15 protein-coding genes and 1 pseudogene are annotated in these 17,509 nt (G+C 61.1%); 10 read left to right on the plus strand and 6 right to left on the minus strand.

All coding sequences use genetic code 11. The annotated features are described in order from the left end of the window. Positions 1–18: 18 nt before the first annotated feature. Complete coding sequence (locus BK670_RS14365) at positions 19–915, plus strand: bestrophin family protein (RefSeq protein WP_123450482.1); 897 nt, start codon at positions 19–21, stop codon at positions 913–915. Positions 916–1,993: 1,078 nt separating this feature from the next. Here BK670_RS14365 and BK670_RS14390 read toward each other — a convergent pair. Both BK670_RS14390 and moaB read right to left on the minus strand, forming a co-directional pair. Continuing rightward, positions 1,994–3,199: a molybdopterin molybdotransferase MoeA gene (locus BK670_RS14390; protein WP_123450488.1), complete on the minus strand. Its 1,206-nt coding sequence runs from the start codon at positions 3,197–3,199 to the stop codon at positions 1,994–1,996. Beyond that, positions 3,196–3,735: a molybdenum cofactor biosynthesis protein B gene (moaB, locus tag BK670_RS14395; protein WP_123450490.1), complete on the minus strand. Its 540-nt coding sequence runs from the start codon at positions 3,733–3,735 to the stop codon at positions 3,196–3,198. Before moaB ends, BK670_RS14390 begins: the two co-directional genes overlap by 4 nt. 289 nt (positions 3,736–4,024) lie before the next feature. Here moaB and BK670_RS14400 point away from each other — a divergent pair, with 289 nt between their 5' ends. The 5 genes and pseudogenes from BK670_RS14400 (at position 4,025) to BK670_RS14420 (ending at position 9,787) form a co-directional block, all read left to right on the plus strand. Further along, positions 4,025–4,924: a LysR family transcriptional regulator gene (locus tag BK670_RS14400; protein ID WP_123450492.1), complete on the plus strand. Its 900-nt coding sequence runs from the start codon at positions 4,025–4,027 to the stop codon at positions 4,922–4,924. 17 nt (positions 4,925–4,941) lie between these two features. Beyond that, positions 4,942–5,040, plus strand: a pseudogene (locus BK670_RS29950) (molybdenum cofactor biosynthesis protein MoaE); the annotation flags it as partial. 83 nt (positions 5,041–5,123) lie between these two features. Further along, positions 5,124–6,467 carry a chromate efflux transporter gene (chrA, locus tag BK670_RS14410; protein ID WP_123450494.1) on the plus strand — a complete coding sequence of 448 codons (1,344 nt, stop codon included), beginning with the start codon at positions 5,124–5,126 and terminating at the stop codon, positions 6,465–6,467. A gap of 515 nt (positions 6,468–6,982) precedes the next feature. Beyond that, a complete protein-coding gene (locus BK670_RS14415; RefSeq protein ID WP_123450505.1) occupies positions 6,983–8,347 on the plus strand; it encodes a glutamine synthetase family protein in 1,365 nt (454 codons plus the stop codon). Between the two features lie 156 nt (positions 8,348–8,503). Next, positions 8,504–9,787 carry an NAD(P)/FAD-dependent oxidoreductase gene (locus BK670_RS14420; RefSeq protein ID WP_123450508.1) on the plus strand — a complete coding sequence of 428 codons (1,284 nt, stop codon included), beginning with the start codon at positions 8,504–8,506 and terminating at the stop codon, positions 9,785–9,787. Positions 9,788–9,961: 174 nt separating this feature from the next. Here BK670_RS14420 and BK670_RS14430 read toward each other — a convergent pair whose 3' ends face one another. Beyond that, a complete protein-coding gene (locus BK670_RS14430) occupies positions 9,962–10,747 on the minus strand; it encodes a DeoR/GlpR family DNA-binding transcription regulator (RefSeq protein WP_123450510.1) in 786 nt (261 codons plus the stop codon). Between the two features lie 14 nt (positions 10,748–10,761). On the opposite strand from BK670_RS14430, the gene BK670_RS29640 reads away from it, so the two are divergent. Beyond that, positions 10,762–10,920: a hypothetical protein gene (locus BK670_RS29640; RefSeq protein WP_185036791.1), complete on the plus strand. Its 159-nt coding sequence runs from the start codon at positions 10,762–10,764 to the stop codon at positions 10,918–10,920. Positions 10,921–11,513: 593 nt separating this feature from the next. On the opposite strand, the gene BK670_RS14435 is transcribed toward BK670_RS29640, so the two are convergent. Next, positions 11,514–12,032 carry a transporter suffix domain-containing protein gene (locus BK670_RS14435; RefSeq protein WP_123450511.1) on the minus strand — a complete coding sequence of 173 codons (519 nt, stop codon included), beginning with the start codon at positions 12,030–12,032 and terminating at the stop codon, positions 11,514–11,516. A gap of 121 nt (positions 12,033–12,153) precedes the next feature. Here BK670_RS14435 and BK670_RS14440 point away from each other — a divergent pair, with 121 nt between their 5' ends. The 3 genes from BK670_RS14440 to BK670_RS14450 are packed head-to-tail and all read left to right on the plus strand — an operon-like array spanning position 12,154 to position 15,842. Next, positions 12,154–13,707: an efflux transporter outer membrane subunit gene (locus tag BK670_RS14440; RefSeq protein WP_259697566.1), complete on the plus strand. Its 1,554-nt coding sequence runs from the start codon at positions 12,154–12,156 to the stop codon at positions 13,705–13,707. Continuing rightward, complete coding sequence (locus BK670_RS14445) at positions 13,700–14,827, plus strand: HlyD family secretion protein (protein ID WP_123450513.1); 1,128 nt, start codon at positions 13,700–13,702, stop codon at positions 14,825–14,827. The genes BK670_RS14440 and BK670_RS14445 overlap by 8 nt, the downstream gene beginning before the upstream one ends. Beyond that, the gene (locus BK670_RS14450; RefSeq protein WP_123450515.1) at positions 14,817–15,842 is read left to right on the plus strand and encodes a DUF2955 domain-containing protein; all 1,026 of its coding nucleotides are present in this window, start codon (positions 14,817–14,819) and stop codon (positions 15,840–15,842) included. The genes BK670_RS14445 and BK670_RS14450 overlap by 11 nt, the downstream gene beginning before the upstream one ends. Here BK670_RS14450 and BK670_RS14455 read toward each other — a convergent pair. Both BK670_RS14455 and BK670_RS14460 read right to left on the minus strand, forming a co-directional pair. Next, a complete protein-coding gene (locus tag BK670_RS14455; RefSeq protein ID WP_123450517.1) occupies positions 15,827–16,273 on the minus strand; it encodes a YMGG-like glycine zipper-containing protein in 447 nt (148 codons plus the stop codon). The genes BK670_RS14450 and BK670_RS14455 overlap by 16 nt on opposite strands. Before the next feature lie 87 nt (positions 16,274–16,360). Then, the gene (locus BK670_RS14460; RefSeq protein WP_123450519.1) at positions 16,361–17,377 is read right to left on the minus strand and encodes an AbrB family transcriptional regulator; all 1,017 of its coding nucleotides are present in this window, start codon (positions 17,375–17,377) and stop codon (positions 16,361–16,363) included. Between the last annotated feature and the right edge of the window lie 132 nt (positions 17,378–17,509).

Below are 17,509 nucleotides of genomic sequence, written 5' to 3' on the forward strand. Positions count from 1 at the left end.
TTATCGGAACCGCACAGCATGATCATCAGACCCAAGGTCAATCAGTTCGCCATCCTCTTCACCCTCAAGGGTTCGATCGCCAAGCGCATCGCCCTGCGCACGTTGATGGTCACTCTGCTGGCTTCGGCCATCGTGCTGGTGGAAATCCTCCATCCGAGCAACTTCACCAAGGTCAATGCCACGCCGTTTACCTTGCTCGGTTTGTCGCTGTCGATCTTTATGAGTTTTCGCAACAACGCCTGTTATGACCGTTGGTACGAGGCGCGCAAGGCCTGGGGCGAGGTGATCGTGCACATTCGCTCGGTGATTCGCGAAACCCATGTGATTCGTGAGTCGGCTCAGCGCAAGCCGTTGCTGCTCAATCTTTGTGGTTTTGCTCATGCGTTGAACGCGCGGTTGCGTAAAGAAAGCGAAGCGGACGCCAGTAGCCAATGGATCATGCCGAAACCCGATCCGCAGACACCGGATTACAGCGGACGCATTTTGCAGACGGTTGGCCAGCAGTGTTCCGATCTGCATCAGAACGGTGAACTGACAGAGTGGCGCTACATGCTGCTGGCCAACCATTTGACCAGCCTGACCCAGGCGCAAGCGGTGTGCGAGCGGATCAAAAACACGCCACTGCCGTTTCCTTACACTCTGTTGCTGCACCGAACGATTTATCTGTTCTGCATCCTGCTGCCGTTCGCAATGGCCGAACCGCTGGGCTGGCTGACACCGTTGTTCACGGCGATTGTCAGCTACACGTTCTTTGGTCTGGATGCGATTGCCGATGAACTGGAAGACCCGTTTGGCCGCGACGAGAACGACTTGGCAACCGATGCGCTGGTGCGCACCATCGAACGCGACATCCTCAGCGAACTCGGCGCCGAAGTGCCGCCGGCGCTGAAGCCTGTGGACTATGTCCTGAGCTGATCCTTAGCTCTCCAGACACCTCAAAACCCTGTGGGAGCGAGCCTGCTCGCGAAGAGGCCGTATCAGCCAACATCGATGTTGACTGACACTCCGCCTTCGCGAGCAGGCTCGCTCCCACAGTTTTTGCGTACACCGCGGATATTGTTGAGCACCACAAAACCACTGTAGGAGTGAGCCTGCTCGCGATGGCGCCGGCCCAGTCAACATCTTCGTCGACTGACCCTCCGTCATCGCGAGCAGGCTCACTCCTACAGGTTTTGCATTCACACCCGGATATTGATGAGCGCCATAAAGCCATTGTGGGAGCGAGCCTGCTCGCGAAGGGGCCGTATCAGCCAAAATCAATGTTGACTGACACTTCGCATTCGCGAGCAAGCTCGCTCCCACAGGTTTTGTGTACACCGCGGATATTGTTGAGCACCACAAAACCATTGTAGGAGCGAGCCTGCTCGCGATGGCGCCGGCCCAGTCAACATCTTCGTCGACTAACCCTCCGTCATCGCGAGCAGGCTCACTCCTACAGGTTTTGCATTCACACCCGGATATTGATGAGCGCCATAAAGCCATTGTGGGAGCGAGCCTGCTCGCGAAGGGGCCGTGTCAGCCAAAATCAATGTTGACTGACACTCCGCCTTCGCGAGCAAGCTCGCTCCCACAGTTTTTGCGTACACCGCGGATATTGTTGAGCACCACAAAACCATTGTAGGAGTGAGCCTGCTCGCGATGGCGCCGGCCCAGTCAACATCTTCGTCGACTGACCCTCCGTCATCGCGAGCAGGCTCACTCCTACAGGTTTTGCATTCACACACGGATATTGATGAGCGCCATAAAGCCATTGTGGGAGCGAGCCTGCTCGCGAAGGGGCCGTATCAGCCAACATCGATGTTGACTGACACTCCGCCTTCGCGAGCAGGCTCACTCCCACAGTTTTTGCGTACACCGCGGATATTGTTGAGCACCACAAAACCACTGTAGGAGTGAGCCTGCTCGCGATAGCGGTTGACCAGCCAACGCAGATGTTGACTGGGCCACGGCCTTCGCGAGCAGGCTCGCTCCCACAGTTTGATTGGTGGTGAGGTCAGAAGAGTTCGTTGAAGGGGATAAAGCGCAGCGGGTCGCCGAGGTTGTGGGTGCTGTTCTCCGGGATTTCCACCAGGCCATCGGCCCAGGTCGCGCCGAGCAGAACGCCGGAGCTTTGATTCGGATAAAGCACCGCACGCCCTGCTTCCAGCTTCACACGCAGATATTCACGTCGGCTGCCGGCCTTGTGCCAATCGAAGCCTGCGTTGACTGTGAAGCTCAGCGGCGTGACCGCTGCCACGCCTTGTATGCGCAGTAAATACGGCCGCGCCAGCAGGCCGAAGGTCACCAGTGCCGAAGTCGGATTACCCGGCAAACCAATCACCGGCACCGTGCCGAAATGGCCCACGGTCAGTGGTTTGCCAGGCTTGATCGCCAGTTTCCACAACAGCGGTTTGCCGCTTTCGCGCAGCACCTGCCCGAGGCAATCGGCATCACCGGCAGACACCCCGCCCGTAGTCAGAATCAGATCAGCGCGCACTTGCAGTTGCTCAAGCTTGAGCCGGGTCTGCGCCGGGCGATCCGGGAGGATTCCGGCGTCGATCACTTCGCAGCCCAGCTCACGCAACCAGTGGCCGAGCAACACGCGGTTGCTGTTGTAGATGCTGCCGGGGCGCAGCGGCTGGCCCGGCTCGACCAGTTCGTCACCGGTCGACAGCAACGCCACACGCGGGCGACGCACCACGTGCAAATGCGCCAACCCTTGCCCGGCGGCGACCGCCAGTTCGAACGGCCCCAGGCGTTTGCCGGCACACAACAGGATATCGCCAACGCGATTTTCCTGACCTTGTGCGCGAATGTTCTGCCCCGCTTTCAGTGGCTGCAAGAAGCGCACGCGGCCGTCCTCCAGCACTTCGACGTTCTCCTGCATCTCGACGCAGGTGGCGCCGGGCGGCAGCGGTGCGCCGGTGAAAATCCGTGCGCAGGTGCCGGGCAGCAACGTGTCCGGCGCCAGCCCGGCGTAGACCTTTTGCGAGACCTTCAGCGGCTGTCGGTGCAGATCGGCGAGATTGAGCGCGTAACCGTCCATGGCGCTGTTCGGCCACGGCGGCAGGTCGAGTGTCGCCACCAGATCACTGGCCAGCACCCGCCCACGCGCCTCGTCGAGCGCCAGCAGTTCGCTGTCGGCCAAGCGTTGCTCATTGGCCATGCCGAGCAATTGGTCGAGGGCGTCTTCGACTGGCATCAACGGTGCCTTGCTCATCCGCGTGGTCCGCAGGCTTGCACGGCTTTCAGGTGCGGGACGAAGTTGCACGGGCGATGACGGTTGTCCAGTTGCTCGGCCAGAATGCCTTCCCACGCCGTGCGGCAAGCGCCGGTCGAGCCCGGCAGGCAGCAAACCAGCGTACCGTTCGACAGCCCGGCCAGCGCACGGCTTTGCACGGTGGACGTGCCGATATCCAGAATCGAAATCGCCCGGAACAGTTCACCAAACCCGTCAATCTGCTTATCGAACAAGCAGGCCACCGCTTCCGGCGTGCTGTCGCGACCGGTGAAACCCGTGCCGCCGGTGATCAGCACCACCTGAATGCCTTCGTCGGCGATCCAGTTCGCTACCTGAGCGCGGATCTTGTACAGATCGTCCTTGAGCAGGTTGCGCGCGCTCAGCGTGTGCCCGGCTTCCAGCAACCGACTGACCAGCAACTGGCCGGACGTATCGCTGGCGTAATCGCGCGTATCGCTGACCGTCAGCACGGCAATATTCAGGGGGACAAACAGGGCATCGGCTTTGGCGCTCATGGCAGTTCTCCGGCAGCAGTCAATCAACATTGGCGAGCAGCCTAAGTGCCACTTATGAGGACTGTCTAATCACTCTGGCCAACCGTATTATCGACCGGCTCTATCGGTGTTTTTCACCTCGCTAAACGCCAGTAAAACCGGGCTTGATAGAGCTGAGCGATAGTCCCTTGAGCACTTCCGATTGGACGAATTTCCATTCAGATGAGATCGTCGCACCCTGCGCTTTTCGTGCGCCTCGCGCATCTGCGTCAAGACTCATTCAAAAATTCCCCATCGAGCAGGTGCCTTCGTGGACATCAAACAACTCAAGTTCCTGATCGCGCTGGACGAAACCCGCCACTTCGGCCAGGCCGCCGCCCGCTGCCACATCACTCAACCGACGTTGTCGATGCGCCTGCGCAATCTGGAAGACGAGCTGGATCTGGTGCTGGTCAACCGTGGCCAGCGTTTTGAAGGCTTCACCCAGGCCGGCGAGCGCGTGCTGGCCTGGGCGCGCACCTTGCTCGCAGCCCATGACGGTTTGTTCGCTGAAGCAGCAGCGTGTCGCGGGCAACTGGTGGGTAGCTTGCGGTTGGGCCTGGTGCCGCTGAGCAGCTTCAACCCGGTCAATTACATTCAGGGTTTGTCGGGGAGGTATCCAGAGCTGAAATTCAGTCTGTCGTCGCTCAGTTCCGACGAGATCATCGCCGGGCTGGGCAACAATCAGCTCGACTTGGGCGTGTGCTATCTGGATCACGTCAACCCGAGCTATTTCGAGTTTTTCGAGATTGGCGAAACCCGTGTCGGCCTGCTCTACGACAACCGCCACTTCCAGTTCGAAGGTTCTCAAATGAGCTGGGAAGACGCCGCCGAACTGCCGCTGGGGATGATCACCGCCGGCATGCATTACCGCAAATCCATCGACTTGAGCTTCCGCAGCCGTGGGCTCAGTCCGCAGCCGATCATGGAAAGCGATTCGACCTATCAGCTGTTGCAGGCGATTCACCAGGGCTTCTGTTGCGCGATCATGCCGCTGGACAGTGGGCTGGAAGAACCGATTGAGCACCTGTCGTTCATGCAATTGCCGGATGCCAGCGTGCTCGCGCCGTTGGGCCTGGTGATGCGCAAGACTGAACCGCGTTCGGCGATTGCCGAGAAGTGTTTTGCCGAGGCGCGGAGGCTGTTTGGGGTTGAGGTTCCAGCCGAATAAGCGCGATTCCCGTCGAACTCAAGACCCGCGCACCGTTCTGGAAGCACGAGACCACGGCGCACGCTGCGCATTGGGTCGAGGCGCGGGAGAGCGATCGGAATGCGGCGCTGCGCTGAAGTCTGGCGCATGCCTGACACCACGCCTAAACAAAAATCTGCTTAGATAGCCGCTCCGTCAGGATTCAACTCCGGAGTCTCGCTTGAGCACCGAGCCAAACAACCTGCCCCGCCCCGACCCCGTCACCCTGCGCCAGGCGTGGCGCTTTTGGCTGAAACTCGGCTGCATCGGTTTCGGCGGCCCGGCCGGGCAGATCGCGATCATGCATCAGGAACTGGTCGAGCGCCGGCGCTGGATCTCTGAAAAGCGTTTTCTGCACGCGCTCAACTACTGCATGTTGCTGCCTGGCCCCGAGGCTCAGCAATTGGCGACGTACATCGGCTGGCTGCTGCATCGCACTTGGGGCGGTGTTATCGCCGGCGCGCTGTTTGTGCTGCCGTCGTTGTTCATTCTGATTGGCTTGTCGTGGCTGTACGTCGCTTTCGGTGATGTGCCGGCGGTGGCCGGGGTGTTTTACGGGATCAAACCGGCGATCACCGCGATTGTGTTGCACGCCGCGCATCGCATCGGCTCACGCGCATTGAAGAATGCCTGGCTGTGGGCGATTGCCGGGGCGTCGTTCGTGGCGATTTTCGCCTTCAACGTGCCCTTCCCCTTGATCGTCCTCGGGGCTGCGCTGATCGGCTATCTGGGCGGACGATTCGCGCCGCAGCGGTTCAGCCACGGCGGTGCGCGCAACAGCGAGAAATCCTTCGGCCCGGCGTTGATCGACGACGATACGCCGGCCCCCGAACATGTCCGTTTCAGCCTGACGAAGTTGCTGCGGCTGCTGTCGGTCGGCGCCGCGCTGTGGTGTTTGCCCATGGCGTTATTGGCGGCGCTGTTTGGCCGGGACGGCACGTTCACGCAAATGGCCTGGTTCTTCACCAAAGCTGCCCTGCTCACGTTTGGCGGCGCCTACGCGGTGCTGCCTTATGTCTATCAGGGCGCCGTCGGGCATTACGGCTGGTTGACGCCGACGCAGATGATCGACGGCCTCGCACTCGGCGAAACCACCCCGGGGCCGCTGATCATGGTGGTGGCGTTTGTCGGTTTCGTCGGTGCCTACGTGCAACCGGCGTTCGGCCCCGAACATGCCTTTGCCGCCGGCGCGCTGGCAGCAACGCTGGTGACCTGGTTCACCTTCCTGCCATCGTTTCTGTTCATTCTCGCCGGCGGGCCGTTGGTGGAATCGACGCACAACGAACTGAAGTTCACCGCGCCGCTGACGGCGATCACCGCGGCCGTGGTCGGGGTGATTCTGAATCTGGCGTGTTTTTTCGCTTATCACGTGTTCTGGCCAAACGGTTTTGCCGGGGCGCTGGATGTGTTTTCGTTGATGCTGGCGGTGGCGGCGGCACTCGCGCTATTCGTTTTCAAGCGCGGCGTGATCAGCGTGTTGATCGTTTGCGCCCTCGCCGGGCTGGGCTTTCACCTGATGCGCTGAAGTGTGGCCTGCAAATCTCCCGTTTACACGCCCGCGAATTCCCCCTTACTATCCGGGCACACCGGTCGGCGGGTCAGCCCGCCACCGACGTTTTCCGCCAACGGAAACACGCGTTATGAGTACGTCACCACAACAACCAGAATCGTTGAACGTCTCTACCCTGCGCGCCCTCTCTCACAGGGGCGGCGTATGAATCGTATCGTCAATCTCCCCATGGCCTTGCGCCGCTCCAAGCTGCGTCACTCCGCACGCCCGCCGGATATCGCCTGCTGATTTCTGTCAGTCAGTAAAGATCCATTGTGGCGAGGGAGCTTGCTCCCGCTGGACTGCATGGCAGTCCCCAGGCTTTGAATCAAAAAGCGAGAGCTGCTTCGCGCCTCAGCGGGAGCAAGCTCCCTCGCCACAGGTTCCGTGTCACCTCTGACTGATATCCATTTGAAATCCCTGCCGGGACGCCTTCCGTGTGTCCGGCCCGAATCTGCGCGCCTGTGCGGCGCCATCGTGAGTGATTGATTATGAAATTCGCAGCCATCGAAGACGCACGCCTGTTCCTTGAACAGAACCCCGATATCGACATGATCGAGTTGTTCATCCTCGACGCCAACGGCGTGCCACGCGGCAAGCTGTTGCACCGCGAAGAACTGCTCGCCGTGTACCAAAGCGGCCGGCCGTTGCCGAGTACTATTCTCGGTCTGACCGTGCAGGGTGAAGACGTCGAGAACTCCGGTCTGGTCTGGGATGTCGGCGATATCGACTGCCGTGCCTATCCGCTGGAAGGCAGTCTGGTGCGCCTGCCATGGCGCAAGATTCCGACCGCCGCCGTGCAGGTCAGCATGCACCCGACCGAGGGCCTGCCGGCGAGCATCGCTGACCCGCGACACTTGCTGATCAGGGTCATCGACGGCCTCAAGGCCGAGGGTTATCACCCGGTGATGGCCTGCGAGCTGGAGTTCTATCTGCTCGATGCCAAACGCGATCACAATGGCCGCCCGCAACCGGCGCTGGACGCTGACGGTGGTCGACCGCGACATACCCAGGTTTATGGTTTGCGCGAGCTGGAGCAGATCGAACCGTTCCTCGCCGACCTCTACAGCGCCTGCAAATTGCACGGTATTCCGGCACGCACGGCGATTTCCGAATACGCGCCGGGTCAGGTGGAAATCACCCTTGAACACGGTGATGCGCTGGCGGCGATGGATCAGGCCGTGCGCTACAAACGTCTGGTCAAAGCCATCGCCCACCAGCACGGCATGCAGGCAACGTTCATGGCCAAGCCGTTCGATGATCTGGCGGGCACAGGCATGCACATGCACGTGAGTCTGGCCGATGGCGCGGGACACAATCTGTTCGCCTCGGAGGATCCGGCCGGTACGCCGCTGCTGCGCACGGCGATTGGCGGCATGCTTGCCTCGCTGCTCGATACGTTGTTGCTGTTCTGCCCGAACGCCAACTCCTACCGACGCTTTCAGGCCAACAGCTACGCGCCGCTGGCGCCGACCTGGGGCGTCGACAACCGCACCGTGAGCCTGCGCGTGCCTGGCGGCCCGGCCAACACCCGGCACATCGAACACCGCATCTGCGGCGCGGACGCCAACCCGTATCTGGCCGCAGCGGCGATCCTTGCCGGGATTCATCGCGGCATTCGTGAAGACCTTGATCCGGGGGCGCCGGTCGAGGGCAATGGTTATGCACAAGCGAAGGAGTTACTGCCGACCGATTGGTTGACCTCGCTGCAGGCACTGGAAAATTCGGTGTGGGCGCGGGATGCCTTGGGGCAGGAATTTCTCGGGGTGTATCTGGCGGTGAAGCGTGCCGAGTACCGGCAGTTCATGGCCGAGGTGGGTGAGCAGGATTGGCGGTGGTATCTCACCGAGGCCTGAGGTTTCAAGCCTCACCCCTAAACCCTGTGGGAGCTAGCCTGCTAGCGATTGCGGTGTGTCATTCACCCACGATGTGACTGATACGGCCTCATCGCCAGCAGGCTAGCTCCCACAGGGAATTGCATTCCGACTCCCGAATTTTGTGTGGACACTGACATGACCGAACGCTGCAATTCCTACTACACCGCCACCCTCAACCAGGACACCGACTACCCGACCCTGCAAGGCCGGCACAGGGTCGACGTGGTGATCATCGGCGGCGGTTTCACCGGCGTCGCCACCGCTGTCGAACTCGCCGAAAAAGGCCTGAAAGTCGCCATCGTCGAAAGCCACAAAATCGGCTGGGGCGCCACCGGGCGCAATGGCGGTCAAGTCACCGGCAGCCTTTCCGGCGACGGTGCGATGCGCAAACAGATGCGCGCGAAACTCGGCGATGAGGTCGATGATTTCATCTGGCACCTGCGCTGGCGCGGGCATGAAATCATCCAGCAACGCGTCGAGAAATATGGCATTCAGTGCGATCTCAAACACGGTCATTTGCACGCCGCGTACAAGCCCAGCCACATGACTGACTTGCGCAAGGATTATGAAGAAGCCGTACGCCGAGGATTGGATGATGAAGTCAGCCTGCTCGACCGTAGCCAGGTGCGTGACCTGCTGCAAAGCGACCTCTACCACGGTGCAATCAAGAACACCCGCAACATGCATTTGCACCCGCTCAACCTGTGCATCGGTGAAGCGCGGGCGGCGGAAAGTCTCGGTGCGCTGATCTTTGAAAACAGCGAAGTGCTGGAGATCATTCACGGCGCTACGCCCGGTGTGCGCACGGCTCACGGGCAGATCGATGCCAAGCAGGTGATGCTCGCCGGCGACGTCTACCACAAGCTCGAACCGGGGCAGCTCAAGGGCAAGATTTTCCCGGCCATGGGCGGCATCGTCACCACCGCGCCACTGGGGGATCTGGCAAAACAGATCAACCCCGAGGACCTTGCGGTGTACGACTGCCGTTTCGTCCTCGACTACTACCGCCTCACCGCCGACGGCCGCTTGCTGTTCGGTGGCGGTGCCAACTACAGCGGCAAGGATTCACGCGACATCGCCGCCGAACTGCGCCCGTGCATCGAGCAAACCTTCCCGGCGCTCAAAGGCGTGCAGATCGATTACCAGTGGAGCTGCGCGATGGGCATTGTCATCAACCGCATCCCGCAACTGGGCAAGCTCTCGGACAACGTCTGGTATTGCCAGGGCTACTCGGGGCACGGCATCGCGACGACGCACATCATGGGCGAAATCATGAGCCGCGCGATCACCGGGCAGATGGAGCAGTTCGATACGTTTGCCCAGTGCCAGCACATTCGCGTGCCGATGGGGGATTTGCTCGGTAACCCACTGCTTGCCGCCGGGATGTGGTACTACCAGATGCTTGAGCGCCTTCGCTGACACACCCTCCACTTGTAGGAGCTGCCGAAGGCTGCGATCTTTTGATCTTGTTTTTAAAAATCAAAATCAAAAGATCGCAGCCTTCGGCAGCTCCTACAGGGTCATCGATTCACTGAAGATCCATTGTGGGAGCGAGCCTGCTCGCAAAGAGGCCCTCAAACCCACCACAAAACCTCAATCCGGCAACTGCTCGACGACAATCCCCAACCGCCGATAATCCTCGACACTCCCCGACGCTACATGCTGCTCGGTAATCAGCGTGTGCAGGCGCGTACATGGCGCCACCACAAACGGCTCCACCGCCCCGAGCTTGTCCGCCGTGGTCACCGCAATCACCCGCGTCGCGCCATCGAGCATCGCCTGCTTCACCGGCACCTCATCGAAGTGCAGCGAGGTAATCCCCACTTCCGGATGAATCGCACAGACGCCGGTAATCGCCAGATCTGCCCTGATCCCGGCCAGCAGCCGCAGGGCCTCATGCCCACCCGCCGCCATCGTTCGCGGGTTCAGCTGGCCGCCGGCGAGAATCACCTTCACACCCTTGAACTCCGAGAGCGCAATCGCCGTTATCGGTGAAGCGGTCACTGCCGTAATGCTGATATCTGCACGCAGCGAGCGCGCCACCTGCAACGTGGTCGAACCGGAATCGAACAGCACAATCTGCCCGTCCTCAACCTCCTGCGCCGCCCGTTGCGCCAAGCGAATCTTGACCTCATCCGTCTCGTCCAGCCGGGTGAAGTAATCCTTGCCGGAATCTTTCGGACGCGGCAACGCCCCGCCGTGGACGCGTTGCACCAGCCCGGCAGTGTCCAGTTCGGCGAGGTCGCGGCGGATGGTGTCTTCGGACACCGCGAAGTGCTGGCTCAGCTCGGAGGCCATGACCTTGCCGTCACGTTCGAGGAGCAAAAGGATTTTCTGTCGGCGCAGGGATGGCAGCTCAGCTGCGGAATGATCGTGCATGGTTATGCCTGTTTATGCTTGTAATTGCAGGTTTTTGCGAGAGTAGCGAAAGCCTTGAGCAAACACAAACCGTCGGGGTATCAATTGTTTCGATCATTGGAATCGACAAGGCGCATTTTTTCTTTGCTTTCAACCTGTTCAGAATGGCAGCACTTCTAAAAGGCTCAGGATGAACACCTCATGAATCTCAATTTTGCGTTCGCGTGCATGATCGTCGTGTCGTTTGCGATTGCCTTGGGCCACGCCTGACAACACCTCAGGCCGACGCCGGATCTACAAGGATTTGCTGCACACATCATCTAATGCATCACACAAACCTGTGGCGAGGGAGCTTGCTCCCGCTCGGCGGCGAAGCCGTCGTAAACCCTGCCAACCCGGTTGCATCAGAATGTCCCGGTCGTCAGGTTTGGGTCTGCTGCGCAGCCCAGCGGGAGCAAGCTCCCTCGCCACAATGAGTTGTAATCAGAATCAAACGGACACCACTTTCGCCGTACCGCACAAATAGACCTTGTCCCGGAAATCGTTCTGGTTTCGACGTGCTGCCGCCCTTTCTGGTCTATCCGCGCCGGATCTACAAGGATTTGCTGCGCACATCATCTAATGCATCACACAAACCTGTGGCGAGGGAGCTTGCTCCCGCTCGGCGGCGAAGCCGTCGTAAACCCTGCCAACCCGGTTACATCAGAATGTCCCGGTCGTCAGGTTGGGGTCTGCTGCGCAGCCCAGCGGGAGCAAGCTCCCTCGCCACAATGAGTTTTAATCAGAATCAAACGGACACCACTTTCGCTGTACGCACAAAAAGCGCATGGGCCTTGTCCCAGAAATTGCCGCCCAGCACAAAGAAACTGCCGATGAACATCAGATCCCCAAGCATCTGCAACTGCCATAGATTGGGGCGCAACCCCGGCCAGAAGTTATCGAAATACGGTTCCAGAAACGACGTCAGCAACGGCAGGCAAAACATCACCACGCCCACCCTATGCCGCAGCGGCGAGACTTCGGCGACCGGCGTCGGAAGCATCCCCGAGACATGCCGGCCAATGGTGCGTTTGAGCTCGGCAAATCCGGCCTTGCCCATCACCGCGATGACCACCAGCAACAGCACCTTGTTACTGATAAAGAGCACGCCGGTCAGCGCCGCGACTTTCGAACCGGGCACGTCGAGGGCGGCGGCCAGTGGCACCATCAGCCACGAGCCCAGCATCAGGCAGATGATCGCCACGCCAACCTTGAAGCGCCAGGTGGCAGCGGGGGGCGGTGTCACCGGATCTTGGACAGTTTCCATGGTTTTGTACCTGTTTGGGTGGAGTGCAGACGCCTGCAAAGCGTAGCAGCAGATTCACCTGAACAACTTGCCATTCGACGTCTATGCTCCACTGATATTTGCGGGTCAGGGACATAACGCAATGCCTCCAACGACAGCCCTGCTGACACGGCCCGGTTACTTGTTGTTGCTTGGCGCCTTGGGCCTTGGCGGTTGCATACGTCTGGGACCAGATTTTCAGCCACCCGCCGAGGCGTGGAGTCAGCAATGGAACAGCACGGCGCTGGAACAGGCCAGTGAGCGCGCGGCCCAACCGGATCTTCGTCAGTGGTGGCAGGTGTTCGCCGACCCGATACTCGACCGCCTGATCAGTGAAGCCGATACGCATAACAGCAGCCTGAAAATCGCCGGACTGCGGGTACTCGAAGCCCGCGCCCAACTGGGTATCGCCGAGAGCGGTCGCTACCCGCAACTGCAGCAGGTTGGCGTCGACAGCCTGTACGTCGACCGCCATCAATCGGGCGGCAGCAACCCACAGGATCTGCACTTCTGGCAGCACAGCGCAGCGTTCGATGTCGGTTGGGAGCTGGATTTCTGGGGCCGTTTCAGCCGAGCCATCGAGTCCTCGGACGCCAGCTATTTCGCCGCACAGGCCAACTACGAAGACGCCCTCGTACTCCTGCGCGCGCAAGTCGCCGACACCTATTTTTCCCTGCGCACAACCGAGGCGCGGCTGCGCGTCGCCCGGGAAAACGCCGGCCAGCAAAAACGCAATTTCGAGATCACCGAAAAACTCTTCACCAGCGGCCAGAGCGCCGAACTCGATCTGCAGCAGGCAAAAACCCAATACCTCGACACGCTGAGCAGCATCCCGGCCTTCGAGGATCAACTGTTGCGCACCCGCAACGCTCTGGCGGTGCTGGTCGGCCAGCCCCCCGGGGGCGCAGCATTGCTGGCCGAGCAAACCGGGCTGATCCCGCTGACGGATCGCGCCGTCCTGCAGGACGTTCCGGCCAACCTGCTGCTGCGCCGCCCGGACGTGCGTGCGGCGGAACTGAATGTCGCCGCGCAATCGGCGCTGGTCGGGGTCGCCGAAACCGATCTGTACCCATCGCTGACCTTGCTCGGCAGCATTGTCTGGTCCAGCGATACCCTTGGCGCCACGCCGCGCAGCCTCGACCTGATAGGCGGCCCAAGCCTGCGCTGGAACATCTTCGATTACGGTCGCATCCGCAACAACGTGCGGGTACAGGACGCGCGTTTGCAGCAACTGATCGAGGCCTACCGCGACAAGGTTCGCCAGGCCGCACGCGAGGCTGACGACGCCGCCAGTGGCCTGAGCAAAGCGTTGGAGCGCGAACGCATTCTGCGTGAGGCCGAAGGGGCTGCGCGACGTTCGCTGGTGCTGGCCAACACGCAATACCGCGAAGGCTATTCGGACTTTCAGCGGGTGCTCGACGCGCAGCGTGCGCTGCTCGAGTTGCAGGACAACTATCTGGTCAGCCGCAGCAACGCCGTGAGCAACCTGATCGCGCTGTACAAAGCCCTCGGTGGCGGCTGGCAAAGCAATGCGCCGCAGGTCGATGAGCCGACACGACAACAGATGCAACAACGCACTAACTGGGGCGATTTGCTCAGCGCGCCAGCCGCCCAACCGGCGTATCCCCTTCCCTCGCAGGTAAGCCGCCATGACTGACGCCGCACTTCCAACGCCCGCTCCAGCCCCCGCCGCCTCCCCCGATCCGGCGAAAAAAGGCATCCGCTGGGTGTTGCTGTTGATCGTGTTGAGCCTGGCCTGGTATCTGCTCGCCGACCGCTACACGCCCTACACCCAGCAGGCGCGAGTCGGGGCATTCGTGATTCCGGTGGCGGCAGAAGTCGCCGGCCGGGTGATCCGGGTCAACGTGCGCAACAATCAGGACGTGAAGGCCGGCGACATCCTTTTCGAACTCGATCCACAGCCGTTGCAAATCGCCGTGGACCGAGCCAAAGCCGATCTGGAATCGACCCGCCGTCAGGTCGGCGCGAGCACCGCCGGCATCGCCTCGGCGCAAGCGTCGTTGCGCGCCGCGCAAGCCAACGAACTCAAGGCGCGACAGGACAATCAACGTCTCGAAGGTTTGTACAAACAGGATCCCGGCACCGTCTCCGTGCGCTTGCTGGAAGTGTCCCGAGCCAACCGCGAACAAGCCGTCGCCCAAGTCGCCGCCGCCCGTGCGGAGGTGCAACGCGCGCAGGAACAGGAAGGCGGCAACACCGAGACCAACGCGCAACTGCGCAGCGCCGCTGCGGCACTGGCCAAAGCCGAACTGGATCTGGCCAACACCCGCATCGGCGCGCGTTCGGCCGGGTTGATCACCGACCTGCGCACCGACGTCGGCCAGTTCGCCGCCGCCGGCAGCCCGGTGATGACCTTGATCGCGATCCACGACGTGTGGATCAGCGCCGACCTCACCGAAAACAACCTCGGCCGCGTGCAGCCCGGCACGCCGGTTTCGATCGTTTTGGATGCGCTGCCCGGCCAAGTCCTCGACGGCCAGGTGCGCAGCGTTGGCTATGGCGTCAGCGTCGGCCAGACACCGGCGCCGGGCACCCTGCCGAGTATCCAGAACAGCCGCGACTGGTTGCGCCCGGCGCAACGTTTTCCGGTGATCATCGAGTTCACGGACGAGGCGAAAAAACGCCTGATCGACAGCCGCGCGATCCGTGCCGGCGGTCAGGCTGAAGTCATGGCGTTTCCCAGCGAAGGCAATTTGCTCAATCCATTGGGGCGGCTGTTTGTCGGGCTGATGAGCTGGCTGTCGTATGCCTACTGAGCGCAGCGTCCCGGCGCAACGGGCCTTGCGCCTGGCGTTCGGCACCGCGCTGTGCACTGCCGCGAGTTATGCGCTGGCGTTGCCGCTGGCGTTTATCTCACCGGTGCTGGCGGTGTTGCTGCTGGCCAGCCTGCCGCGGCCATTGCCGTTGAAAGGCGCGTTGGTGCTGGCACTGGTCGCGGCGCTGACGACGAGCATCGGCCTGCTATTGGTGCCGCTGCTGCGCTATTACCCGGTGAGCGGCGTGCTGTTGATCGGCGTCGGTTTGTTTCTGGTGTTTCGCTTTGGCTTGCGCGGCGGCAACCCATTGATCGTGACCTTTTTGGTGATCGGCATGACCATGATCTCCGCCGCCGGGTTTGCCGAATTCGACCTGGCAATGGCGGTCATCGGCGCCCTCGTCAAAGGCCTGTTACTGGCGGTCGCGGTGGTCGGTGTCAGTCACACAGTGTTTCCTGAGCGGCCTGATAGCCCCGTCCCGCCCAAGCCGCCCGCCATGCCTGCCGACGAAGTCCCGCGCGTGGCCCTGCGCGCCACGCTGATCGTGCTGCCGACGTTTCTGCTGGCCCTGAGCGACCCGGCCAGCTACATGCCGATCATCCTCAAGGCCGTCAGCCTCGGCCAACAAAGCTCCACCACCCAGACCCATCACGCGGGCCGTGAACTGCTCGGCTCAACCCTGCTCGCCGGCGTGCTGGCGGTACTGCTCTGGTGCGGGTTGAGCCTGTTCGTGCATGTGTGGATGTTCTTTCTCTGGATGCTGCTGTTCGGGCTGTGGCTGGCGCGCAAACTCTATCGCCTGAGCCCGACGCGGTTCAGCCCTGGTTTCTGGATCAACACGTGGGTGACGATGATCATCCTGCTCGGCCAATCCGTGCAGGACAGTGCTGCCGGCAAAGACGTTTACACTGCGTTCGCCGTGCGCATGGGCCTGTTCATTCTGGTGACGCTCTATAGTGCGTTGATGATGCACCTGCTCGAAGCGCACAAACCGAGCCGTCAAGGCGTGACCTGATAGCCGCGCCCTTGCAGGCACCCGGTGTAGGCACTGGAACTGGCCGCTGCATTGGTCTTGTTCTGCGCGCGACGCTCTTGCCGCTGTCGAGAGCCACCGACTACCGCACCGGCCGCGGCGGTTTGCTGGGCACGGTTTTGTCGGTAATCCTGCTTGCGATCATCGTCGACGCGGTCGTAAACCTCGTCGTGTTGACGACCGCGGACTTCAGAACCTGCTGCTCCGGCGGCGGCACCGACAGCGGCACCCTTGAGACGACCACCCGCTTGGGGTGTTGAAGTCGTTGAAGTCGAGGCGATGGAGTGGCAATCGTTGATGTCGATCTGGGTTTGTTGCGAGGTCTGGCCTTTGAGCGGGACGATGGATTCGGCGCTGGCGTGAGTGGTAAATATCGCAGCGATCAAGAGTGGGACGAACGTTAGGCGATTCATGATTACCTCCGGCGGGGCCTGGGGTTGGCGGTGGTGCGGGGTAGTCAGGAAGTCTAGTTCAAAACGCAGGGTCAAGAGCCCCTCACCCTAGCCCTCCCGCACCCGCCGCACCTGCACCAACAACGCCGGCGCAAAGTGCAGCAGCACCATCCGCGCCAAGTGGTGAGTGAGGATAAACACCACATTCAGCCCGCCCGCAAACGCAACAATCGCAATCGTCTCGATCGCCCCCGGCATGTACGCCAGCCATAGCGACAACGGATCGCTGCCGAGCAATCGCGCCGCCACTTCAGCAAATGCCGCCGCCACCACGATCATCAACCCGACCGAGACCAGCGCCGTGCGGCCATGCAGGCCCAATTCCCTGACGCCCAAACCCTGAAACCGCGAGCCGATGCGCACGCCGAGAATCAGCGCCGCCAGATTCAAGCTCCAGTCGGGCATGTGAAAACCGTGCAACCAGCCTGCTTTTACAAAGACTGCGGTGATGATGATCGCCGTGAGCATGAAGGGCGCCGGCACGCCGATCACCAGCAGCAATCGACCGAGCACGACGCTCAAGCCGATTACCGAGAAAACCGTCAACGCCATGCCGGTGGTCAACGGATCGCTTTCAACAGCAGCCACCGACACCTGCCCCGGAATCAAAAAGCTCACCAATACCGTGATCAGCAGTAACCGCATCAGGTGCACGATGATGACTTTGCTCGACGCCTTCTCCGACTCGAGCAAATCAAACACCGCCGCCAGTGCCCCCGGATACACCGCGAGTAGCGCATCCGTGCGATTCCACCCTGCCCCACGCGTCAGCCACCAACCGGCCAGGGCAATCTGCACCGTCAGACACAGCAGTAACACGCCAAGGCTTGGGAGCATGGTCGACGCCGTCGCACTGTCCCACGCTTCGAACATCAGCCCGGTAGCGATGCCCAAGGTGACCTGGATATAACCCAAGCCATAAGGCGTTGCCGGTGCGAAGCCTGATCGCGTCACGATCAGCGCAGTGACGAGAATCGAGCCCAGCAGCAAGCCGTGAGGCACGCTGAGGGATTGCAGCACCGCGCCAAACACGGCGGCGATCAACAGACAGAAAATGGATTTCATATTCGCCTTCCTGGCAATTCAACTGACCCAACACGATCCCGTGTAGGAGCTGCCGCAGGCTGCGATCTTTTGACTTTGAATCTAAAAAACAAGATCAAAAGATCGCAGCCTGCGGCAGCTCCTACATGGGCG

It is taken from the genome of Pseudomonas fluorescens, assembly GCF_003732425.1.
GTDB classification, from domain to species: Bacteria; Pseudomonadota; Gammaproteobacteria; order Pseudomonadales; family Pseudomonadaceae; genus Aquipseudomonas; species Aquipseudomonas fluorescens_BE.